Source organism: Streptomyces sp. BR1 (genome assembly GCF_052373795.1).
Taxonomy (GTDB): Bacteria; Actinomycetota; Actinomycetes; order Streptomycetales; family Streptomycetaceae; genus Streptomyces.
The window spans coordinates 1,918,623-1,940,233 of sequence record NZ_CM126252.1 but is presented as its reverse complement, the minus strand read 5'-3'; the positions used below and the strand labels follow the sequence as shown (position 1 = coordinate 1,940,233).

The following is a 21,611-nucleotide window of genomic DNA, read 5'->3' as shown; positions in this document are numbered from 1 at the left end:
CCCGTGGCGGGTCCCGGCGTCGGTGAAGGGGGGTGGGCCGCTAGCGCAGCCGGGCCATCAGCGCGTGCTCGACCAGAGTGATCAGCGCGCTCTTCGCGTCCGCGCGGTGGCGGGCGTCGGTGGTGATGATCGGGGTGTCCGGGCCGATCTGGAGGGCCTCGCGGACTTCGTCGGGGGTGTACGGCTGGTGGCCGTCGAAGCCGTTGAGGGCGATGACGAACGGCAGGCCGCTGTTCTCGAAGTAGTCGACCGCGGGGAAGCAGTCGGCGAGGCGGCGGGTGTCGACGAGCACGACCGCGCCGATGGCGCCGCGTACCAGGTCGTCCCACATGAACCAGAAGCGGTCCTGACCGGGGGTACCGAAGAGGTACAGGATCAGGTCCTGGTCGAGCGTGATGCGGCCGAAGTCCATCGCGACCGTGGTGGTCGTCTTGTCGCCCGTGTGCGTGAGGTCGTCGATGCCCGCCGAGGCGGACGTCATGACGGCTTCGGTACGCAGGGGGTTGATCTCCGAGACCGCGCCGACGAACGTGGTCTTGCCCACGCCGAAGCCGCCCGCCACCACGATCTTCGCGGAAGTAGTGGAGCGGGCAGCACCGCCGCTAGAGCTTGCGAAGTCCACTGAGCACCCTTTCGAGCAGTGTCACATCTGGCTGGCCGCCGGCGGACTCGTCGCCGCCGGGCTGGTGGATGGCGACAAGTCCGGCCTCGGCCAGGTCGGCGACGAGGATTCGGGCAACGCCGAGGGGGAGGGAAAGAAGTGCCGAGATCTCGGCGACCGACTTGATCTCACGGCACAGATGGCAGATCCGCTGGTGCTCGGGCAACTGCCCTTGCAGCCGCGACGGTTCCGCCGTGGTGTGCACCAGCGCCTCGATGGCGAGCTGGTAGCGCGGCCGGGTGCGGCCGCCGGTCATGGCGTACGGACGCACAAGGGGGTTGTGCGTGCCGCCCGCCGGGGAAGGCTTGGGGACCTGCCGCGGCGCCACCGGCTCGATGCGGGGCTGCGGCGGCTGGTCGTAGGGGCTCGGCTGCCGGTGCGGCTGCTGGTAAGGCTGCTGACCCTGGCCGTGTCTGCTGGGCGCGGAGGGAAAGTTGAACCGGTTGTGCCCGTGCTCACCCGGAGACTGCTGTCCACCGCTGTATGGGTGTCCGCCTGGGGGTGTTGTCACGTTTCCTCCTCCGACTGCCGGTCGCCCATTTGATTGGGGCCGCGCCACCGCACCTTATGGCGCGGTGGCGAGAAACGCACTGCCTGTCTGCCGGTTGAGAACCGGAATTTCACAATTAATTGAGAAGGCTGCCCTGGAGTTCCGCCCGCAGGTCCGGGGTGAGAACCGTGCCCGCGCGGTCCACGAGGAGGGCCATCTCATAGCCCACGAGACCGATGTCGGCCTCGGGGTGGGCGAGTACGGCGAGCGAGGACCCGTCCGAGATGGACATGATGAAGAGGAAGCCGCGCTCCATCTCCACGACCGTCTGGTTGACGGCGCCGCCCTCGAAGATCCGGGAGGCTCCCGCGGTCAGGGACGTCAGACCGGAGGCGACCGCCGCCAGCTGATCGGCCCGGTCCCGGGGGAAGCCTTCGGACATCGCCAGCAGGAGTCCGTCGGCGGAGACCACCACCGTGTGGGACACCCCGGGGGTGTTGTCCACGAAGTTGGTGATCAACCAGTTCAGATTCTGCGCCGCCTGGCTCATCGGGCTCACACTAACGCTCCTGGTTGTAGGTGTTACTGGTGTCCGACCCCGCGCTGCGGCCCTGCTGGACGCCGCGGCGCAGGTTGCTCAACCTGCCGCGTACGTCCTCCGGAGCGCGGGAGACCTGTGGGCCGCCCTGCGGGGTCTGCTCGGCCGCGCCCTCGACCAGGTTGGCCTTGGGCACCCGCCGGGGGAGACCGGAGGGGGTGACCCCGCCGGCCTTCGGCTCACGCAGCTTCTCGGCGCGCGTCCAGCGCTCGTCGTTGGTCGAACGCCAGTCGCCCGTCGGCTCGTCGGCGGTGGCCGGGGCGTCGTCGGCGGCGACGCCGGACTCGGGAGAGGTTCCGTTTCGGGAGCCGTCACGGGTCGCGGGGCCGCTGCCGTTGACGGGCTGCCGCGGCTGCTCGGGGCGCTGCGGCTCGGACTGCTGCTGCGGCTCCTGAGCGGCGGGCTGCCAGCGCTGCTGCTGCGGCTGCTGGCTGCCGCGCCTGGGCAGACCGGCGCCGGTCAGCTCGTGGGCGGAGGCCGGGGTGGGGCCCGGCCGGTCGAAGCCTACGCGCTCGGGAGCGCCCGCGGGAACGTCCGGAGCGGATTCCGCTTCCTGGCCGCCCTGCTGGTACTCGGAGGCGTACGGCGCCTGGTAGGAACCGGTCTCGCTCTCCTGGTACGAGGAGCTGGTCGGCCAGTCGTCCTGCTGGGAGGTGGTGCCGTAACCGCCGTCGTAGTGCTGCCCGTCGGCCGCCGGCGCCTGGTAGGCGGCGTCCGCGTAACCCTGCTCGGCGTAGCCGTCGCGGTGGCCGTTCTGCTGCCCGTACGCGTCCTGCTGGTACCCGTCGGAGTAGTCCTGCGCGTACTGCTGCGAGCCGTCGTACTGGCCCTCGTAGCCGCCCTGTTGGGGGTTGTACGCGTCGAACTGGGCGGTCTCGCCCTGGCCCTCGTAGGACTGCTGGTCGTACCCCTCGTCGTACTGCTGCCGGCCGTCGACCTCGTCGCGGAAGAGCGGGCGGTCGCCGCCGTGCGCCTGGGCCTCCAGGGCCGCGCGGCGCTCCTCGCGCATCAGCGAGCGGTTGACCGGGTCGAGCTGAAGGGCCTCGCCCTGCTCGCCCGTCTCGTAGCGGGAGTCGTCGAAGCCGAGCTCGGCGGCGGTGCGCATCGCCGGGGCGGCCGGGGCCTCGAAGCTCTGCTGCTCCGGGATGATCTGCGAGACCGTGAAGTCGTCGCCGGGCAGCGGCTGGCCACCGCCACCGTGGGTGATCGCGTCCGGGAGCATGACCAGCGAGGTGGTGCCCGCCTGCTCGCCCGACGGGCGCAGCTGGACCCGGATTCCGTGGCGGTCGGAGAGCCGGCCGACCACGAACAGGCCCATGCGCTGCGAGACGGCCGCGTCCACGGTCGGCGGGTTCGCCAGCTTGTGGTTGATGTCCGCGAAGTCCTCGGCGGTGAGGCCGATGCCCTTGTCGTGGATCTCGACCATGACGCGGCCGTCCGGGAGCCGGGTGGCGGTCACGCGAACCTTGGTCTGCGGGGAGGAGAACGTCGTGGCGTTCTCCAGGAGCTCGGCGAGCAGGTGCACGAGGTCGGTCACGGCCTGGCCGTGGATCTCGCTCTCCGGCACACCGGTCAGCTCGATGCGCTCGTACGACTCCACCTCGGAGGAGGCGGCGCGCAGCACGTCGACCAGCGGGACCGGCTGGTTCCAGCGGCGGCCCGGCTCCTCGCCGGCGAGGACCAGGAGGTTCTCGCCGTTGCGGCGCATACGGGTCGCGAGGTGGTCCAGCTTGAAGAGGCTTTCGAGCTGGTCCGGGTCGGCCTCGTTGTTCTCCAGGTCGGTGATGAGGGTCAGCTGGCCCTCGATCAGGGACTGGTTGCGGCGCGAGAGGTTGGTGAAGATCGCGTTGACGTTGCCTCGCAGCAGGGCCTGCTCGGCGGCGAGCCGGACGGCCTCGCGGTGGACCTGGTCGAAGGCGCGGGCGACCTCGCCGATCTCGTCCGTGGAGGTGATCGGTATCGGCTCGACGCGGGTGTCGACCCGGCCGGGCTCGGTGCGCGAGAGCTGGTCGACGAGCATCGGCAGGCGCGTCTCGGCGACCTCGAAGGCGGCGGAGCGCAGACGGCGCATCGAGCGGCTCATCTGGCGGGCCACCATGCCGGCCAGGATGAACGCGGCGAGCAGCGAGACCACGACGATCGCGCCGTTGATGTACGCGGAGGTCTTGGCGTCGTCGGCGATCTGACCGGCCTCGGTCACGGCCCGGTCGACCAGGTCGGTCTCGATCTCGGTGTAGCCGTCGAACTTGGCGGTGGCGGCGGACATCCACGCGTCGGGCGAGATCTTCTGGGCCTTGAGCTGCTTGACGCTGGTGGCCTCACCGAGCGCCGCGGCCATGCCGTTGTAGACCGAGCCGTCGCGGACCGGGGCGGCACCGATGTGCGCGCCGGTGTCGGGCTGCTGGGTGGCGCCGGGGAAGTCCTTGGCGGACTGGGCGGCCTTGGCGGCCATGACCTGCTTGAGGTGCGCGCTGTCGGCGTCCGTACCACCGGCGTCGAACTCGCCGAGCGCGATGAACTCCAGGTAGTTGTACGAGTTGAACGCCTTGACCTGCATCTGGAAGGTCTGCGGGTCCTCGCTGGGGCGGATCAGCAGGTGCATGCCGATCGAGCGCTGCAGCGACTCCGCGGCCTTGGCGAGGTCGACGGCGTACACCATGCGGCCGTAGCTGGTGATGTTGCCGGTGCCGAGGCCGAGCTCGTTGGAGAAGGTGCTCAGGTAGTGCGGGATGGCCGTGTAGCCCTCCTCGGTGAGCACCGGGTTCTTCGCCTCGACGCCCTTGGTGAAGGCCGTCTTGCGGAGCATGTCGAGGTTCTTCTCGGCCTCGCGGACCTTGGCCAGACGGCGCTTGAGGCTCGCGGTGTCGGGCATGCCCTTGACGACGTCGTCGAACTTGGCGCGGGCCGCGTCCGAGGTGGCGTACGCCTTGTTGATGACGTCGCTGTCGCGCTTGTTCTGCAGCAGCGGCTGAGCGGTGAGGTCACGCTCGTTGAGCAGGGCCTGGCCGTAGTCCGAGGCGGCGCGCACGATGAGCGCCGTCTTCTCGGCGTCCTTGGCCTGGGTCCAGGTGTCGATGGATCCCTTGACCTCGAAGCCGCCCATGACGAGGCCGACGAGGACGGGGATGAGGAGGATGGCGTTCAGACGGGTGGCCACCCGCCAGTTGCGCGGCGAGAACCTGCTCTGGCTGCCGGTGTCGGGTCCGGAGGCCTTGCCCCCGCCCTTGCCCCCGGAGGGCGTCGGCAACTCGTCAGGCTGCACCGCATTGCGCTGCGGCGGGGTGAAGTTGCCCCGCGCCTGCTGCGTCGCGGAGCTCGTCGTGCTTCGCCTCACTCGACCAACAACCTCTCGGCGCCGGCACCTCTCGCGGTGTGCCTTTAAATGTTCTGAGCCGTACTACTCGGGAGTTCGTCGAATTCCAGCACGCCGGGCGGTTCCGTTCCAAACAGCTGGAATCTGCGGTTCCGAGTGGCACACGCCTCAGATAAAACGGGCATAAAGAGCGAGCCCCGTCAAAAGGCGGGGCCAATGTGAGCGCAGCGACACCGTGTGAACGCGCCGGGTGTCCGTGACGTGCGAATTCTCTGTCGAAACGTTATGAACACAGGGGCGGATCGTGTCAAAGGACACAGTCCGCCCCCCGTTCCTCTACGACAACTGCCGTACGACCCTGCCTACTTGAGTCGTGCCATCAGTGCGTGCTCCACCAGCGTGATCAGCGCACTCTTCGCATCGCCGCGGTGGCGGGCGTCGGTGGTGATGATCGGGGCGTCCGGACCGATCTGCAGCGCCTCGCGCACCTCGTCCGGCGTGTACGGCTGGTGGCCGTCGAAGCCGTTCAGCGCGATCACGAACGGCAGGCCGCTGTTCTCGAAGTAGTCGACCGCCGGGAAGCAGTCGGCCAGACGGCGGGTGTCCACCAGGACCACGGCGCCGATGGCGCCGCGTACCAGGTCGTCCCACATGAACCAGAAGCGGTCCTGACCGGGCGTGCCGAACAGGTACAGGATCAGGTCCTGGTCCAGGGTGATGCGGCCGAAGTCCATGGCGACGGTCGTCGTCGTCTTGTCCCCGGTGTGCGTCAGGTCGTCGATCCCGGCGCTCGCGCTCGTCATCACGGCTTCGGTACGCAGGGGGTTGATCTCCGAGACCGCGCCGACGAACGTGGTCTTGCCCACGCCGAAGCCGCCCGCCACCACGATCTTCGCGGAAGTGGTGGAGCGGGCAGCACCGCCGCTAGAGCTTGCGAAGTCCACTGAGCACCCTTTCGAGCAGCGTCACATCCGGCGTGCCGCCGGCCTCTCCATTGCCCGGCTGGTGGATCGCCACCATGCCGGCCTCCGCCAGGTCGGCGACAAGAATCCGGGCGACGCCGAGCGGCATCTGCAGCAGCGCCGAGACCTCCGCCACCGACTTGACCTCACGGCACAGGTGGCAGATGCGCTGGTGCTCGGGCAGCAGCGTGGCCAGGTGCGCGGGGTCCGCGGTCGTGCTGACCAGTGCCTCGATGGCGAGCTGGTAGCGCGGCCGGGTGCGGCCGCCCGTCATGGCGTACGGGCGGACCAGCGGCTGGTCGCCATCACTGTCGTAGTGCGCGTCGTGCAGAGCGCCGTACGAATCGTGTGAGGCGGGTGGCGGGGTCATGGATCCTCCGGGCGGGACAGCAGTGACAGCGAGTGTCTTCGAGCCGTCTGATGTGGCCGGTGGGGGGCGGGGTGCGGCCGGACGGTGGTTTCTGACTGAGTGGGGGGCCTCAGTGGAGCAGGCTCCCCTGGAGTTCCGCGCGCAGGTCCGGGGTGAGGACGGACCCGGCACGGTCGACCAGGAGGGCCATCTCGTATCCCACCAGGCCGATGTCGCACTCGGGGTGTGCGAGCACGGCCAGGGAGGAGCCGTCGGAGACGGACATCAGGAAGAGGAAACCGCGTTCCATCTCGACCACGGTCTGGGCGACGGTGCCGCCCTCGAAGATCCGGGACGCACCCGCGGTCAGCGAGGTGAGACCGGACGCCACGGCCGCGAGCTGGTCGGCACGGTCCCGCGGGAAACCCTCGGACATGGCAAGCAGCAGGCCGTCGGCGGAGACCACCACCGTGTGGGACACCCCGGGGGTGTTGTCCACGAAGTTGGTGATCAACCAGTTCAGATTCTGCGCCGCCTGGCTCATCTGACTCAACTAACGCTCCTGCTGGTGAGTGGGGTCCATCGAGAAACTGCCGGTCGACGGGCCGTTGCCGGCCTGCCGCCCCTGCTGGATACCCCGGCGGAGATTGGTCAGGCGACCACGCACATCGTCGGGCGCACGCGAGACCTGGGGGCCTGCCTGGTTCTGCTGTTGCTGGGCGGTGCCCGCGACCAGGTTGGCACGCGGGACCCGCTTGGGCAGACCGGAAGTGGTGATCCCGCCGGCTGCGGGCTTGCGGGCCCGCTCGGCCTGGCGGACGAGTTCGTCGTTGGGCGAGGGGCGCCACGAGCCGCTGCCGCCCGCGCCGTTGGCACCGGCGTCGCGCGACGCGGGCGCCGGACGGCGCTCGGCGGGCTGCTGCGGCGCGGCCGGGTGCTGCGCGGGACGCGCACCCTGCGGGCCGCCCTGACCGCCCTGGCCCTGCGGGGCCTGGCCGTCCTGCTGACCGCCCTGCTGGTTGAACCAGTTGGTCTCCAGCGTGTCGTACAGCGGCGTACGGCCGTCACCGGAGTTGGGCGCCGGCGGCAGGGCCTCGGGCTGCGTCCGCTCCGGCAGGTTGCCGGCGGCCGGACGCGGTCCCTGGTTCTGCCGGGGCTGCTGCGGCTGCTGGTACTGCTGGGGCTGAGGCTGCTGGGGGACGGGCGGACGCGGCGCGTCGAAGTCCGGCCGGGCGAACTCGGAGGTCGCCCCCGGGCCCTGCCGGTCGCCCATCGGCGGCCGGGCGAACTGGCCGGTGTGCTGAGTGGTGTTCTGGCCGCTGTTCGGTGCCGCGTTCTGGCCGTTGTACGAGGTGGGGCTCGCGAACTGGCCGGTCTGCGACGGGTCCTGGTTGCCCTGGGGCGCGCCGAACACGTCGCCGCGGACGAACTGACCGCCCGCCTGCGGCGGCTGGGGCGCGGTGCCCTGGCCGGGCGGCGGCCCGTCGAAGTCGGGGCGGGCGAACTCGGCGGTGGAGCCGGGGCCCTGGCGCTCGTCCAGCGACGGCACCGGGTACTGGCCGGTGTGCTCCTCGTGGCCGCGCGGCACATCGAGGGACGGCTGGTCGTTGCCCCAGCTCGCCGCCTGCGGGCGCTGCTGCTGCGGGTTGCCGCCGGGCAGCTCGGCGCGCGGGGCGCCGGGCGGCGGGGTCAGCGGACGGTCGCCGCGGCGCGGGGCCGGGGGCTGCTGGGCCGGGGCGCCGGTGCCGAAGGCACCGCCCTGGCCGAAGCCGCCCTGGTTCTGGCCCTGGCGGGGCGGCTGCTGGCCGCTGTCGCGCGGGGGCAGCGCGGCACGGGGACCGCCGCCGCCCACCTGGCCGCGCGGGGCGCCCGCGCCGAGCCGGCCGCCGGGCGCACCCGGACCACCGGCCGGGCCGCTGCCGAGCGCGGCCGCGAGACCGGCCCGGGCACCGGGGCCCGGGGTGACACCGGGACGTCCGGCGCCGGGGCCCGAAGGGGCCTGCGTCTGGGGGCCGCCGGGCTTGCCCGGGGCCTTCTTGCCGCCCTGGGCGACATCGACGGGCAGCATGACGAGCGCCGTCGTACCGCCGGAGTCGGAGGGGCGCAGCTGGATGCGGATGCCGTGTCGCAGGGACAGGCGGCCGACCACGAACAGACCCATGCGGCGCGAGACCGAGACGTCCACGGTGGGCGGCGACGCGAGCCGCTCGTTGATCGCGGCGAGGTCCTCGGGGGAGAGGCCGATGCCGGTGTCGTGGATCTCGACCAGGACGCGGCCGTCGGGCAGCGCGTGACCGGTGACGCGGACCTTGGTCTGCGGCGAGGAGAACGAGGTGGCGTTCTCGAGCAGCTCGGCGAGCAGGTGCACGAGGTCGTTGACCACGCGGCCGGCGACGTCGGTCGCGGGCACGGCGGCCAGTTCGATGCGCTCGTACTGCTCCACCTCGGAGGCGGCGGCGCGGAGCACGTCGACCAGCGGGACCGGGCGGGTCCAGCGTCGGCCCGGCTCTTCACCGGCGAGGACGAGGAGGTTTTCGCCGTTCCGGCGCATACGGGTCGCGAGGTGGTCGAGCTTGAAGAGCGAGGAGAGCTGGTCCGGGTCGGCCTCGCGGGACTCCAGTTCGGAGATGAGCGAGAGCTGACGCTGGATGAGGCCCTGCGAGCGGCGCGAGAGGTTGGTGAACATCGCGTTGACGTTGCCTCGCAGAAGGGCCTGCTCGGCGGCGAGTCGTACGGCCTCGCGGTGCACGTCGTCGAAGGCCGCGGCCACCTGGCCGATCTCGTCCCGGGAGTGCACGCCGACCGACTCCACGGAGGTGTCGACGTCCTGCGGGTCCGACTCGGAGAGCTGCTTGACGAGCTCGGGCAGACGGTCCTGGGCGACCCGGGTCGCGGTGTCCTGGAGGCGCCGCAGCGAGCGGATCATGGACCGGGCCACGACGAACGCGCCGACCAGCGAGACGCCGAGGACGATGAGGATCAGGGCACCGTTGAGGATCGCGTCCCGCTGCGACTGGTCGCGCAGCTCACGGGCCTTCTGCTCCATCTCGCCGAGCAGGGTCTGCTCGATCGTCTTCATCTGGTTGATCTTGTTGGAGTCCTGGTCGTACCAGTCGAGGTACGAGCGCTTGGTCTCCGTGGCCAGACCGCCCTTGAGGACACGCTGGGAGTACGCGTTGGCCGCGGTGATCTCCGAGTTGCCCTTGTCGAGCGGCGCGGTGAGCTCCTCGGCCTTGCCGCCGTTGCCGTTGTACACCGTGGCGAACGACTGGAGCTGCTGGCGCTCGCCGTCCTGGGCGGACTTGGCGTAGAGGCGGTCGGGCTCGGAGAGCGTGCCGGCCTTGTCCTTGGTCGCGGGGAGCGACGCGGCGATGATCGCGCGCTGGATAGAGGCGTACTCCTTGGCGGAGGAGAACGCGGCCAGTGCACGGGTCCGCTTGATCATCTCCGGGTTGGAGGTGGCCTGCGCCATGTCCTGGGAGAGGCTGAGCAGACCGCGGATGAGGCGGCTGTAGCTCTCGACCGTCTGGGAGTCCGAGACGTTGCCCTGGTAGGCGCTGCGGCGGATGTTGTCCAGGTCCTGGAGCTGGATCGCGATCGCCGTGACGTTTTGCCGGATCGATTCGAGCGCGTCGTCGTTGTCCGGGTTGTCGACGTCCTGGGTCGCGGTCATGAAGGACTGCTTGACCCGGTCGGTGGTGGACCGCGCCGTCGAGACCATGTCCGAGCCGGTGCCGGTGGCCAGCGGGCCCGCGGACTTGTCGCGCTCCTCCTGGAGCGCGGCGGCCAGCTCGGTGGCCTGCTTGGTCATGTCGGTGAGCAGCTGCATGTGGTCGAGCTGCTTCATGTCGTTCATCGACTGGTTGATGCGCAGCCCGCCGAGGGTGGTCGCGGCGACCACGGGCAGGGTCAGCAGCGCGACCAGTCGGGTGGAGATGCGCCAGTTGCGCAGGGCTATTCGCGAGCCGGTGTCGACGGCGGGCTTCGCCTGGGGCGCGGCCGCGGGCTTCTCGGCGCCGGCGGACTTGGTGCCGCTCGACTTGGCGTTGCCCGCCTTGCCGCTCGCCTTGGAGCCGCCCTTCTTGCCCGGGCGGCCGGGGGAGCCGGCCGGACCGGAGCCCTCGTCGCCGCCCGGCGATGGGGCCGAAGGGTTCTGGGTGGCCCGGGGGTTCTGGGCGTGCTGGGGCGAGGAACTGACTGATGTGGGGCCAGTCCCGCCGTGCGGCTCCTGCTCCGCCGCAGCGCTGCCATCCCTCTTGAAACGTCCCTGCACTAGCGTCGCAACCTCTGGACCAGGCGTCCCCCGCTCTGAACGGAAGGGACGGTGTCGGCGTCGTGGGGCAAGTGTGCGCCCCATGTGTTGGTCGTGAGTGACCGGCGCTTGTTGGTCTCCCCCTCCCCGCCGCCACTCGGCGCTGCGTTGCGCCCCTGCGCGCCGGTCAGTGACCCGCGGCGGTGCGTGGAATTCCAGCACAGTGCCGGATCTCCAACAAGGCCCGCGTACCGGGCTGTGACCTAGGTGACACATGGTGATGGGCGGGTGACAAGCCGTAGAAAGTGCCTACGGATGATTCGGACGTTTACGGACGAGTCGTTTAGGTGGGGGGAGTTACCCAGTCGCCATGATCAAGAGCGGAATGGAGGGTTCAGTGGTGCAATGTCCGTTTCGGTGGCCGGAATTGACGGGGTGTAATGCCCGGATTGTTCACCGACTCGTGAGCAAACTCACACGATGATCGTCGCCTCTACGGCCCTTTGCCGGGAATTCGAATGTTTAGCCTGACGCTTTACAGGGATGGCCAATCCGACAACCGGCGCCGCCGCGCGCCCGCAACCGACAGGGTTCGAACGGCAGATGAAGACGACGATGATGATGCGCAACATAGCCAACCCCCGCCGCACCACCCTGGCGCACCTCGCGGACGCCGAGGAGATGCAGGCGGAGCTCCTGCCCGAGCACTCCGTCGACCTGCCCACCCAGACGGCCAACCCGCGCCGCACCATCCTCATGGACGCCCCGGTCGTCGGCGCGTAACGCGCCTGTACAGGGAGGTCGCCCCCCTCACCCGCGTTAGCCTGGAGCGTCAGTCTCCAGCCAGCGACCAAGTGAGGGGCGACAGCATCCCGTGCGCATCGCCAGGTTCTCCATCGACGGCAATGTCGCCTTCGGCGCGGTCGAGGACACCCCGCAAGGGCCCGTCCTCGACATCATCAAGGGCATCCCGTACGCCGAGTTCGAGCTCTCCGGTACGAAGGTGCCGCTGAGCAAGGTCCGGCTGCTGCCGCCGGTGCTCCCCAACAAGGTCGTGGCCATCGGCCGCAACTACGCGGAGCACGCCAAGGAGCTCGGCAACGAGGTCCCCGAGGTTCCGGTCGCCTTCTTCAAGCCCACCACCTCGGTGATCGGCTCCGGCGACGCGATCGAGTACCCCTCCTTCTCCAACGAGCTGCACCACGAGGCGGAGCTCGCCGTCGTGATCGGCCGGATGTGCCGTGAGGTCCCGCGCGAGCGCGTCAAGGACGTCATCTTCGGCTACACCTGCGCCAACGACGTCACCGCGCGCGACGCGCAGCAGCGCGAGAAGCAGTGGGCCCGGGCCAAGGGCTTCGACACCTCGTGCCCGCTCGGCCCCTGGGTGGAGACCGACCTCGACCCCAGCGATCTCACGATCCAGGCGACGGTCAACGGCGAACAGCGTCAGCTGGGCCGCACGAGCGACATGATCCGCTCCATCGAGGACCTGGTCGTCCACATCACCGAGGCGATGACGCTGCTCCCGGGCGACGTCATCCTCACCGGCACCCCCGCCGGGGTCGGCCCCCTCAACGTCGGCGACGAGGTCGCCGTCACCATCGAAGGCATCGGCACTCTCACCAACAAGGTGATCAAGCGTGGCTAACGCGACGAACGTCCGCGTACGTTTCTGTCCCTCCCCGACCGGCAACCCGCACGTCGGTCTGGTCCGCACCGCCCTGTTCAACTGGGCGTTCGCGCGGCACAACCAGGGCACCATGGTCTTCCGCATCGAGGACACCGACGCGGCCCGCGACTCCGAGGAGTCGTACAACCAGCTGCTCGACTCGCTGCGCTGGCTGGGCCTCGACTGGGACGAGGGCCCCGAGATCGGCGGCCCGCACGCGCCCTACCGGCAGTCGCAGCGGATGGACATCTACAAGGATGTCGCCGAGAAGCTGCTCGCGGGCGGTTACGCGTACCACTGCTACTGCACCACCGAGGAGCTCGACGCCCGCCGCGACGCGGCCCGCGCGGCCGGCCGCCCGTCCGGCTACGACGGCGCCTGCCGTGAGCTGAGCGCGGAGCAGAAGAGCGCGTACGAGGCGGAGGGCCGCACCGCGATCGTGCGCTTCCGGATGCCCGACGAGCCGATCACCTTCACGGACCTGGTCCGCGGCGAGCTCACCTTCACCCCGGACAACGTGCCGGACTACGGCATCGTCCGCGCCAACGGCGCCCCGCTGTACACGCTGGTGAACCCGGTCGACGACGCCCTGATGGAGATCACCCACGTCCTGCGCGGCGAGGACCTGCTCTCCTCCACCCCCCGCCAGATCGCGCTCTACAAGGCGCTGATCGAGCTGGGCGTGGCCAAGGAGACCCCGGCTTTCGGCCACCTCCCGTACGTCATGGGCGAGGGCAACAAGAAGCTCTCCAAGCGCGACCCGCAGGCCTCCCTCAACATCTACCGGGAGCGCGGCTTCCTCCCGGAGGGCCTGCTCAACTACCTCTCGCTGCTCGGCTGGTCCTTCTCGGCCGACCAGGACGTCTTCTCGATCTCCGACATGATCGCGAAGTTCGACGTGGCGGACGTCAACGCCAACCCGGCCCGCTTCGACCTGAAGAAGGCCGAGTCGATCAACGCGGACCACATCCGCATGCTCGATGTGAAGGCGTTCACGGCCGCCTGCGAGCCGTGGCTGACCGCCCCGCACGCCAACTGGGCGCCCGAGGACTTCGACCGCGCCGCCTGGGAGGCCATCGCGCCGCACGCCCAGACCCGTGTCACCGTCCTCTCGGACATCACGGCCAACGTCGACTTCCTCTTCCTGAAGGAGCCGGTCGAGGACGAGGCGTCGTGGGCGAAGGCGATGAAGGAGGGCTCCGACGCCCTGCTGCGCACGGCCCGCGAGAAGCTGGAGAGCGCCGACTGGACTTCGCCGGAGTCCCTCAAGGAGGCCGTCCTGGCCGCCGGTGAGGCACACGGCCTGAAGCTCGGCAAGGCCCAGGCCCCGGTCCGCGTGGCCGTCACCGGCCGCACGGTGGGCCTTCCCCTCTTCGAGTCCCTGGAGATCCTGGGCAAGGAGAAGACGCTGGCCCGCATCGACGCGGCGCTGGCGAAGCTGACCGCGTAAGCGATTCCTCTTACGTCCCGAGGGGCGGCAGCCGACCCGGCTGCCGCCCCTCTGCGTAATTCCGCCCCCAGGAACGGTATTCATCCGCATTCTGGACGCATGGCGGACACGACCATCAAGATCTCCGATGAGGCCCGGGACCGGATCCGGCAACTCGCCGAGGAACGGGGCCTGAGCACGCGTGCCTACGTCGAGCGCGTGGTGGCCGCGACTCCCACCGAGTCCGAGCGCGCCGAGCGGACCGCCCGGGCGGTGGCCTATGTGCGAGCGAACTTCGGGGTGGACCTCACGGACGACGACTTGCGGGCAGCGGAGCAGTGGCGCCAGGACATCCTGGCGCACCGGGTCGGGGGCCGCAGGTGATCATCCTCGACCATACGGCGGTCCTCGCGCTCTGCCGGGGCCGTCGAATGCAGTCCGGGCTCGTGGTGATCGAGGTCGGTGATCCCGCTCGACTTCTCGGCGCCGAAAGCCGTGGAAGACCTGGCCGGGGAAGCCGTAAAGCCCCTCGGGCATATGCGAATGCCCGCACCCGCCCCCGGGGTGCGGAGTACCGTCGGATCATGGCCACCCGAGCCGTCCTCTGGGACATCGACGACACGATCTTCGACTACGCGACGGCCGCGCGGGACGGGATGCGGGCGCATCTCGGGGCCGAGGGGCTGCCCGGGGCGTACGCGTCCGTCGAGCAGGCGCTCAAAAGCTGGGACGAGGTCACCGCGTACCACTGGGCGCGGTTCGCGGCGGGGGAGACCGACTGGCCGGGGCAGCGGCGCGACCGGGTGCGGTCCTTTCTGGGGGCGGATCTTGACGACGTCGCGGCGGACGCCTGGTTCGAGCGGCACGTCGTGCACTACGAGGCCGCCTGGTCGCTCTTCCCGGACGCCGTGCCCGCCCTGGACCTTCTCGCCGACGGCTACCGGCACGCCGTGCTCTCCAACTCCTCACAGTGGCACCAGGAGCGCAAGCTCAGCGTGCTCGGTGTGCGCGACCGCTTCGAGGCCGTCCTGTGCGCGGCCGAGCTGGGGATCTCCAAGCCCGAGGCCGCGGCCTTCCACGCGGCCTGTGAGGCGCTGGAACTGGCGCCCGACGAGGTCGCGTACGTCGGCGACCAGCCCGACATCGACGCGCGCGGCGCGGCCGACGCGGGGCTGCTGGGGATCTGGCTGGACCGCCGGGGCGTGGGCGGCAGGCCCGAACTCGTCCGCATCACCGGCCTGCACGAGCTGCCTGGGCTGTTGCGCGGCGATACCCGTTTTGGAGCGCCGGACACCTTCGGGTAATGTTCTTCCTGCGCCGAGGGGAGCGGGAAGAAAAGCCCGGAACCGAAAGCGCAAGCCGAGCAAGACCCCCCTCGGGGGTTGCGTTTTGGTGGCCTATGGTGTAATTGGCAGCACGACGGTTTCTGGTTCCGTTAGTCTAGGTTCGAGTCCTGGTAGGCCAGCTCGCAGAGCTTATCTGCACCGCGGATTCCAGATCCGCAAAGCCCCCGTTGTGTAGCGGCCTAGCACGCTGCCCTCTCACGGCAGTAGCGCCGGTTCGAATCCGGTCGGGGGTACAGATCCTTCCCAGGGAGGCAGTACGGGTCGCACCCGCTGCCCCTCATGCAGGATCGCTAGGGCCCCCGTTGTGTAGCGGCCTAGCACGCCGCCCTCTCAAGGCGGTAGCGCCGGTTCGAATCCGGTCGGGGGTACTGGTAGTACTGGTCTAAACCACCATGGGCTATGGTGTAATTGGCAACACTACGGTTTCTGGTACCGTCATTCTAGGTTCGAGTCCTGGTAGCCCAGCTGGATCCCACAAGATCCAAGGGTCTTCGTCAAGAAGATCCGAACGTGAGCCCCCGTTGTGTAGCGGCCTAGCACGCCGCCCTCTCAAGGCGGTAGCGCCGGTTCGAATCCGGTCGGGGGTACTTACGAAGCGAGGCCCTCCACTTCGGTGGGGGGCCTTCGCCGTTCCCGGAGACCGGGAGCCTCCCCGGAGGCCGGGGAGGCTGTACGGGCTCGGTGCTGCGTCACTCGAAGCCGTACCGCCTCGCCGACTCCTCCTCCTGTGCCAGCCGGTGCAGCGCCTTCAGTACGGGCTCGACCAGGATCGTCGCCGCGACCGCCGTCTCGATCCGCTCCCGCTCCGTCGGCTGCGTCTCCACGTAGTCCAGATCGCGGACGGCCGCCTGGTGCATCAACTCGGCGTACGGCATGAGCAGTTCGGCATCCCAGGTGTAGCCGAGCCTTCTCAGTGCGGCCACCGCGAGCACCAGCGAGCGGTGGGCGGGGGAGATGGTGCTCAGGGCCTGGGCGTTCGTCCAGCCCAGGGTCTGGATGACCTTCTCCACCTCCCCGTGCGCCTCCCGCACGATCTCGTCGTCCTCCTCGGGCTCGGGAGCCTGCGGCAGCGCCCACAGGGCGGCTCCCAGCCGGATCGTGCGGCCGAGCGAATCGTCGTCGACGTGTCCGAGGACTTCCTTGACCGTGGCCACGGGCAGCCGCCCGACCTGGATCATCGCGCGCACCAGCCGGAGCCGGCGCACATGCTCCTCGTCGTAGTCGGACGTGGTCGCGGTGATGCGGCGGCCGGGCGCCAACAGCCCTTCCCGCAGGTAGTACTTGATCGTCGCGGCGGGCACACCGGTCTGCTCGCTCAACTCCGACAGTCGCATCCCTTGACACCTTTCCTTGGGTAGCGCCACTATCCAATCACCAGCACTTGGATAGTGCCGGTATCCAACGAGGGGGCCGACATGTTTCGCAAGCCCGTCATGGGCAAGACGACCGCAGCCGCCGAGGGGGACGTGGTCGTCCTGCTGATCGGGATGCGCGTCAACCACTTCTGGGCGGTGCACCAGTGGGTGCCGGTGATGCTGTCGATGTTCCGCATGCTCAACGAGCTGGCGCGCGATCCCGCCCGGGGGCTGCTCAGCCGCGTGCTGCTGACGGGCTCACCGCGGACGTACTACGTCGTCCAGTACTGGGAGTCCAAGGAGAAGCTGTACGAGTACGCCAAGTCCCCGGAGATGTTCCACCACCGGGCCTGGGCGGTCGTCAACCGCAAGGACCGGGCCGGGAAGATGCGCGGCCACGTCGGGATCTGGCACGAGACGTACATCGCGTCCGAGGGCTCGTACGAGGCCATCTACGCCGATATGCCGCCCATCGGCCTGGCGGCGGCCACGGGGGTGCTGCCGCTGGAGAAGCGCGGCCGGTACGCGGCGGACCGGTTCGCCCACCGCTCGGCCGGGGCGAAGGCCGAGAAGGCGGGCTGAGCGGGTACGCGGACGGGGAGGGGCCTGCCACGGCGGCGGGCCCCTCCCCGTCTGTGCGCGGACACACCTACGGCCCACCGCTGCGGCGTTGAAGCGGTGGGCCGTACGTGGCAGAAGTGATACGTCAGCCGTTGCGGCGCAGGGCCTCCGAGAGGCGCGCCGCGGCGTCGATGACCGCCTGGGCGTGCATCCGGCCCGGGTGCCGGGTCAGGCGCTCGATCGGTCCGGAGACCGAGACGGCGGCCACCACGCGGTTGGACGGGCCGCGCACCGGCGCCGAGACCGAGGCCACGCCCGGCTCGCGCTCGCCGATCGACTGGGCCCAGCCCCGGCGCCGTACGCCGGACAGGGCCGTCGCCGTGAAGCGCGCGCCCTGGAGGCCCCGGTGCAGGCGCTCCGGCTCCTCCCAGGCCATCAGGATCTGCGCGGAGGACCCGGCCTTCATGGTGAGCGTGGAGCCCACCGGCACCGTGTCCCGCAGGCCGGAAAGCCGCTCGGCCGCCGCCACGCAGATCCGCATGTCGCCCTGACGGCGATAGAGCTGCGCGCTCTCGCCCGTCACATCGCGCAGATGCGTGAGCACGGGGCCCGCCGTGGCCAGCAGGCGGTCCTCGCCGGCCGCGGCCGCGAGCTCCGCGAGCCGTGGGCCGAGGATGAACCGGCCCTGCATGTCCCTCGCCACCATGCGGTGGTGTTCCAGTGCCACGGCGAGACGGTGTGCCGTGGGTCGTGCGAGTCCGGTGGCCGCGACCAACCCCGCGAGGGTGGCCGGACCGGACTCCAGGGCGCTCAAGACGAGAGCCGCCTTGTCGAGAACGCCGACGCCGCTAGAGTTGTCCATGAAACGATACTCGCGTCTCACTCTGTGAAACGCAAGTTCAATTTTCTCCGGAACTTGCGAACCTGTACTGGCGGTCCGCACAACGGCCGCAGCCACCGTCCGGTCCCGGGGGCCCGGGCGGTACACCCGGTCTCTAGTTGGGCCGGCGACGAAGCCGGCCGGAGGGAAAGCGATGGGTAGGACACTCGCGGAGAAGGTCTGGGACGACCATGTCGTCAGGCGCGCCGAGGGCGAGCCCGACCTCCTCTTCATCGATCTGCACCTGCTGCACGAGGTGACCAGCCCGCAGGCGTTCGACGGTCTGCGCGCCAACGGCCGCCCGGTGCGGCGCCTCGACCTCACCATCGCCACCGAGGACCACAACACCCCGACCCTCGACATCGACAAGCCCATCGCGGACCCGGTCTCCCGGGCCCAGCTGGAGACGCTGCGCAAGAACTGCGCGGAGTTCGGGGTGCGGCTGCACCCGCTGGGCGACGTCGAGCAGGGCGTCGTCCACGTGGTGGGACCGCAGCTGGGCCTGACCCAGCCCGGCACCACCGTGGTCTGCGGCGACTCGCACACCTCCACGCACGGCGCCTTCGGCGCCCTGGCGTTCGGTATCGGCACCTCACAGGTAGAGCATGTGCTCGCCACCCAGACCCTGCCACTGGCGCCGTTCAAGACCATGGCCATCACGGTCGACGGCGAACTGCCCGACGGCGTCACCGCCAAGGACCTGATCCTGGCCATCATCGCCCGCATCGGCACCGGCGGCGGCCAGGGCTACGTCCTGGAATACCGCGGCCCGGCCATCGAGAAGCTCTCGATGGAGGCCCGGATGACCATCTGCAACATGTCCATCGAGGCCGGTGCCCGCGCGGGCATGATCGCCCCGGACCGCACCACGTTCGACTACCTGGAGGGCCGCGCGCACGCCCCCAAGGGCGCGGACTGGGACGGGGCCGTCGCGTACTGGCAGACCCTGAAGACGGACGAGGACGCGGTCTTCGACGCCGAGGTGGTCATCGACGCCTCCGCGCTCTCGCCGTTCGTCACCTGGGGCACCAACCCCGGCCAGGGCGCGCCGCTTTCGGCGTCCGTCCCCGACCCGGCTTCGTACGAAGACGCTTCGGAGCGCCTGGCGGCCGAAAAGGCCCTGGAATACATGGGGTTGACGGCCGGGCAGCCGCTGCGCGCCATCGACGTCGACACCGTCTTCGTAGGTTCGTGCACCAACGGCCGCATCGAGGACCTGCGCTCGGCAGCGTCGATCCTGGAAGGCCGCAAAGTCGCCGACGGCGTACGGATGCTGGTCGTCCCGGGCTCGGTCCGGGTCGCGCTGCAGGCCGTGGAGGAGGGCCTGGACAAGGTCTTCACGGCCGCCGGCGCCGAATGGCGGCACGCGGGCTGCTCGATGTGCCTGGGCATGAACCCGGACCAGCTGGCCCCGGGCGAGCGCTCCGCGTCCACCTCCAACCGCAACTTCGAGGGCAGGCAGGGCAAGGGCGGCCGTACGCACCTGGTCTCGCCGCAGGTCGCCGCCGCGACGGCGGTTCTCGGCCATCTGGCCTCGCCCGCCGACCTCTCCGACGCCCGTACGCCCGCTGGAGTCTGATCAGCCATGGAAGCTTTCACCACGCACACCGGCCGGGCTGTCCCGCTGCGCCGCTCCAACGTCGACACCGACCAGATCATCCCGGCCCACTGGCTGAAGAAGGTCACCCGGGACGGCTTCGAGGACGGCCTGTTCGAGGCCTGGCGCAAGGACCCCCAGTTCATCCTGAACAAGCCCGAGCGCCAGGGCGCCTCGGTGCTGGTCGCGGGCCCCGACTTCGGTACCGGATCCTCCCGTGAGCACGCGGTCTGGGCGCTGCAGAACTACGGCTTCAAAACCGTGATCTCGTCCCGGTTCGCCGATATCTTCCGGGGCAACTCGCTGAAGAACGGCCTGCTCACGGTGGTTCTCGACCAGAAAGTCGTGGACGCGCTCTGGGAGCTGACGGAGAGCGACCCGAACGCCGAGATCACGGTCGACCTCCAGGACCGCCAAGTACGCGCCGAGGGCGTCACGGCGGACTTCGCACTCGACGAAAACGCCCGCTGGCGCCTGCTGAACGGCCTGGACGACATCAGCATCACGCTCCAGAACGAGCCGGACATCGCCGCGTACGAGGCGAAGCGGCCCTCGCACAAGCCGAGCACCTCGCAGGTCTGACCGCCGAGTACGGCCGGTCGAGAACACCTCCCGTAGGCCGTTCGGAACCTTTCGGCCCAACACGCCCCCCGTCTTTCGAGACGGGGGGCGTGTTGCGTCGGGGGGTGTCAGGGTGGCGTCAACTAGCCTAGTCTGCACCGTAGATGGCTTGATAGGGGCTTGTGCGTACGGCGGTGCTTGAGAGAGCCGGGAACCACCCGGAATCCCTCAGTTGCCCCCGCCGGAGGCGACAACTCGCCCCAGATGGCACAATCGGCGCATGGAACGCGACAGCCAACTCAAGCTCTACCGGGTCGTCGCGGACCAACTGAAAGAAGCGCACACAGCAGTGCGCGAACTGCAAGTCCCGGAGGGCGTACGGATGGCGCTGTCCCGGAAGCTGCTGGTCATCACAGCGGCTGCCAAACACGATCTCGCCGATGCGGCAAGGCGTCTGGACCGGTTGATGAAGGACCTCGACGAGGGCCGATTCCCCGAAGACGACTGAGCCACAAGGAACTCGGCGAAGGCCGACTTCGTTGCGGCACTAGGGTGATTAGCCCGTTTCGTGTTTGATTTGCGGTATATATCTGCCTAACGTGCGAAAAAGCCAGAACAGATTCGTTCCGGCAATGTCTCCGAAGGGGAAGACGTGAACAAGGCGCAGCTCGTAGAAGCGATTGCCGACAAGGTCGGCGGCCGTCAGCAGGCCGCGGACGCCGTGGATGCGGTCCTGGACGCGATCGTCCGGGCCGTCGTCGCCGGCGACCGTGTCTCGGTCACCGGTTTCGGTTCGTTCGAGAAGGTCGACCGCCCGGCCCGGTACGCCCGTAACCCGCAGACGGGTGAGCGGGTGCGGGTCAAGAAGACCTCGGTGCCGCGCTTCCGCGCGGGTCAGGGCTTCAAGGACCTGGTGAGCGGCACGAAGAAGCTCCCCAAGGGCGGCGAGGTCGCGGTCAAGAAGGCGCCCAAGGGCAGCCTCTCGGGCGGCACCACCACCCGCTCCACGGTCAAGAAGGCCGCGGCCAAGAAGGCCACCGCCAAGAAGACCGTCGCGAAGAAGACGACCGCCAAGAAGACCACGGCGGCCGTGAAGAAGACCACGGCGGCGAAGAAGACCACCGCCAAGAAGGCCACGGCGACGGCGAAGAAGACCACCGCCAAGAAGGCCACCACGGCGGCGAAGAAGACCACCGCCAAGAAGACCGCGCCCGCGAAGAAGGCCGTGGCCAAGAAGGCCCCCGCCAAGAAGACCACCGCGCGCAAGACCACCGCCAAGAAGACGACCGCCCGCAAGAAGTAAGGCACGTCGGACGGCTCACTCGCCGGGCCGGGCTCCCCTCGGGGAGCCCGGCCCGCGGTGTGATCTCAGGGCGCTTCTCAGAACGTCTGCAGGGTCACCAGCGTGATGCGCAGGGACTTGCCCTCGCCCTCCGTCTCGATACGGACGCGCTGGCCCACCCGGAGCAGCCGCAGGCCGCCCGCTTCGAAGGCCTCGGGACCGAAGTCCACCGGGGTGCCGTCGTCGAGCAGCACGCTGCCGCTGCGGGTCTCGAAGTCGTATGTGTACGCGGTCGCCTGCATGCCC

General features: G+C 69.7%; 21 protein-coding genes and 5 tRNA genes. 15 read left to right on the top strand and 11 right to left on the bottom strand.

Features of this window, described 5'->3' with window-relative positions; translation table 11 throughout:
• Window positions 1-40 precede the first annotated feature (40 nt).
• The 8 genes from ACT1U9_RS08045 to ACT1U9_RS08010 all read right to left on the bottom strand — a co-directional run bounded on the left by ACT1U9_RS08045 (window position 41) and on the right by ACT1U9_RS08010 (window position 10,646).
• Complete coding sequence (locus ACT1U9_RS08045) at window positions 41-622, bottom strand: GTP-binding protein (protein ID WP_069978110.1); 582 nt, start codon at window positions 620-622, stop codon at window positions 41-43.
• The gene (locus ACT1U9_RS08040) at window positions 603-1,172 is read right to left on the bottom strand and encodes a DUF742 domain-containing protein (RefSeq protein WP_444537665.1); all 570 of its coding nucleotides are present in this window, start codon (window positions 1,170-1,172) and stop codon (window positions 603-605) included. Before ACT1U9_RS08040 ends, ACT1U9_RS08045 begins: the two co-directional genes overlap by 20 nt.
• A 115-nt stretch (window positions 1,173-1,287) precedes the next feature.
• Window positions 1,288-1,701, bottom strand: a complete 414-nt coding sequence (locus ACT1U9_RS08035; RefSeq protein WP_026057603.1) for a roadblock/LC7 domain-containing protein — start codon at window positions 1,699-1,701, stop codon at window positions 1,288-1,290.
• A gap of 10 nt (window positions 1,702-1,711) precedes the next feature.
• Complete coding sequence (locus ACT1U9_RS08030) at window positions 1,712-5,083, bottom strand: nitrate- and nitrite sensing domain-containing protein (protein WP_444537664.1); 3,372 nt, start codon at window positions 5,081-5,083, stop codon at window positions 1,712-1,714.
• Window positions 5,084-5,424: 341 nt separating this feature from the next.
• Window positions 5,425-6,006, bottom strand: a complete 582-nt coding sequence (locus ACT1U9_RS08025) for a GTP-binding protein (RefSeq protein WP_067164660.1) — start codon at window positions 6,004-6,006, stop codon at window positions 5,425-5,427.
• Window positions 5,987-6,394 (bottom strand): DUF742 domain-containing protein, encoded by a 408-nt coding sequence (locus ACT1U9_RS08020; RefSeq protein ID WP_188275576.1) that lies wholly within the window; start codon window positions 6,392-6,394, stop codon window positions 5,987-5,989. The genes ACT1U9_RS08025 and ACT1U9_RS08020 overlap by 20 nt, the downstream gene beginning before the upstream one ends.
• Before the next feature lie 109 nt (window positions 6,395-6,503).
• The gene (locus ACT1U9_RS08015; protein ID WP_067164664.1) at window positions 6,504-6,917 is read right to left on the bottom strand and encodes a roadblock/LC7 domain-containing protein; all 414 of its coding nucleotides are present in this window, start codon (window positions 6,915-6,917) and stop codon (window positions 6,504-6,506) included.
• 9 nt (window positions 6,918-6,926) lie between these two features.
• Entirely contained in the window at window positions 6,927-10,646 is a 3,720-nt protein-coding gene (locus ACT1U9_RS08010) for a nitrate- and nitrite sensing domain-containing protein (protein WP_444537663.1), read from the bottom strand.
• Window positions 10,647-11,228: 582 nt separating this feature from the next.
• On the opposite strand from ACT1U9_RS08010, the gene ACT1U9_RS08005 reads away from it, so the two are divergent.
• From ACT1U9_RS08005 to ACT1U9_RS07960, 10 genes are all read left to right on the top strand, one after another.
• On the top strand, window positions 11,229-11,408 hold the full coding sequence (locus ACT1U9_RS08005) for a hypothetical protein (RefSeq protein ID WP_444539039.1): 180 nt from the start codon (window positions 11,229-11,231) through the stop codon (window positions 11,406-11,408).
• Between the two features lie 91 nt (window positions 11,409-11,499).
• The gene (locus tag ACT1U9_RS08000) at window positions 11,500-12,273 is read left to right on the top strand and encodes a fumarylacetoacetate hydrolase family protein (protein WP_444537662.1); all 774 of its coding nucleotides are present in this window, start codon (window positions 11,500-11,502) and stop codon (window positions 12,271-12,273) included.
• The gene (gene gltX, locus ACT1U9_RS07995; RefSeq protein ID WP_444537661.1) at window positions 12,266-13,744 is read left to right on the top strand and encodes a glutamate--tRNA ligase; all 1,479 of its coding nucleotides are present in this window, start codon (window positions 12,266-12,268) and stop codon (window positions 13,742-13,744) included. Before ACT1U9_RS08000 ends, gltX begins: the two co-directional genes overlap by 8 nt.
• Before the next feature lie 99 nt (window positions 13,745-13,843).
• The gene (locus tag ACT1U9_RS07990; RefSeq protein WP_444537660.1) at window positions 13,844-14,107 is read left to right on the top strand and encodes a hypothetical protein; all 264 of its coding nucleotides are present in this window, start codon (window positions 13,844-13,846) and stop codon (window positions 14,105-14,107) included.
• A gap of 200 nt (window positions 14,108-14,307) precedes the next feature.
• On the top strand, window positions 14,308-15,027 hold the full coding sequence (locus ACT1U9_RS07985; RefSeq protein WP_444537659.1) for an HAD family hydrolase: 720 nt from the start codon (window positions 14,308-14,310) through the stop codon (window positions 15,025-15,027).
• An 89-nt stretch (window positions 15,028-15,116) separates the two neighbouring features.
• A tRNA-Gln gene (locus tag ACT1U9_RS07980) sits at window positions 15,117-15,188 on the top strand.
• A 41-nt stretch (window positions 15,189-15,229) separates the two neighbouring features.
• Window positions 15,230-15,302: transfer RNA gene (locus ACT1U9_RS07975), tRNA-Glu, on the top strand.
• Window positions 15,303-15,364: 62 nt separating this feature from the next.
• Window positions 15,365-15,437 (top strand) — tRNA-Glu (locus tag ACT1U9_RS07970).
• A gap of 25 nt (window positions 15,438-15,462) precedes the next feature.
• A tRNA-Gln gene (locus ACT1U9_RS07965) sits at window positions 15,463-15,534 on the top strand.
• A gap of 49 nt (window positions 15,535-15,583) precedes the next feature.
• Window positions 15,584-15,656, top strand: a tRNA-Glu gene (locus ACT1U9_RS07960).
• 102 nt (window positions 15,657-15,758) lie between these two features.
• Here the strand turns inward: ACT1U9_RS07960 and ACT1U9_RS07955 are convergent.
• Entirely contained in the window at window positions 15,759-16,403 is a 645-nt protein-coding gene (locus ACT1U9_RS07955; protein ID WP_444537658.1) for a MerR family transcriptional regulator, read from the bottom strand.
• A gap of 81 nt (window positions 16,404-16,484) precedes the next feature.
• Between ACT1U9_RS07955 and ACT1U9_RS07950 the strand changes: the two genes are divergently transcribed.
• On the top strand, window positions 16,485-17,006 hold the full coding sequence (locus ACT1U9_RS07950; RefSeq protein WP_444537657.1) for a DUF4188 domain-containing protein: 522 nt from the start codon (window positions 16,485-16,487) through the stop codon (window positions 17,004-17,006).
• A gap of 124 nt (window positions 17,007-17,130) precedes the next feature.
• On the opposite strand, the gene ndgR is transcribed toward ACT1U9_RS07950, so the two are convergent.
• Entirely contained in the window at window positions 17,131-17,847 is a 717-nt protein-coding gene (gene ndgR, locus ACT1U9_RS07945) for an IclR family transcriptional regulator NdgR (protein ID WP_005311436.1), read from the bottom strand.
• Window positions 17,848-18,019: 172 nt separating this feature from the next.
• Here ndgR and leuC point away from each other — a divergent pair, with 172 nt between their 5' ends.
• From leuC to ACT1U9_RS07925, 4 genes are all read left to right on the top strand, one after another.
• The gene (leuC, locus tag ACT1U9_RS07940; RefSeq protein ID WP_444537656.1) at window positions 18,020-19,444 is read left to right on the top strand and encodes a 3-isopropylmalate dehydratase large subunit; all 1,425 of its coding nucleotides are present in this window, start codon (window positions 18,020-18,022) and stop codon (window positions 19,442-19,444) included.
• Window positions 19,445-19,450: 6 nt separating this feature from the next.
• The gene (gene leuD / locus ACT1U9_RS07935; RefSeq protein WP_444537655.1) at window positions 19,451-20,044 is read left to right on the top strand and encodes a 3-isopropylmalate dehydratase small subunit; all 594 of its coding nucleotides are present in this window, start codon (window positions 19,451-19,453) and stop codon (window positions 20,042-20,044) included.
• Window positions 20,045-20,303: 259 nt separating this feature from the next.
• Window positions 20,304-20,531: a hypothetical protein gene (locus ACT1U9_RS07930; RefSeq protein WP_188275272.1), complete on the top strand. Its 228-nt coding sequence runs from the start codon at window positions 20,304-20,306 to the stop codon at window positions 20,529-20,531.
• 144 nt (window positions 20,532-20,675) lie between these two features.
• Window positions 20,676-21,326, top strand: coding sequence for an HU family DNA-binding protein (locus tag ACT1U9_RS07925; RefSeq protein ID WP_444537654.1), 651 nt, complete (start codon window positions 20,676-20,678; stop codon window positions 21,324-21,326).
• A gap of 77 nt (window positions 21,327-21,403) precedes the next feature.
• On the opposite strand, the gene ACT1U9_RS07920 is transcribed toward ACT1U9_RS07925, so the two are convergent.
• Window positions 21,404-21,607 (bottom strand): hypothetical protein, encoded by a 204-nt coding sequence (locus ACT1U9_RS07920; RefSeq protein WP_444537653.1) that lies wholly within the window; start codon window positions 21,605-21,607, stop codon window positions 21,404-21,406.
• Window positions 21,608-21,611 lie beyond the last annotated feature (4 nt).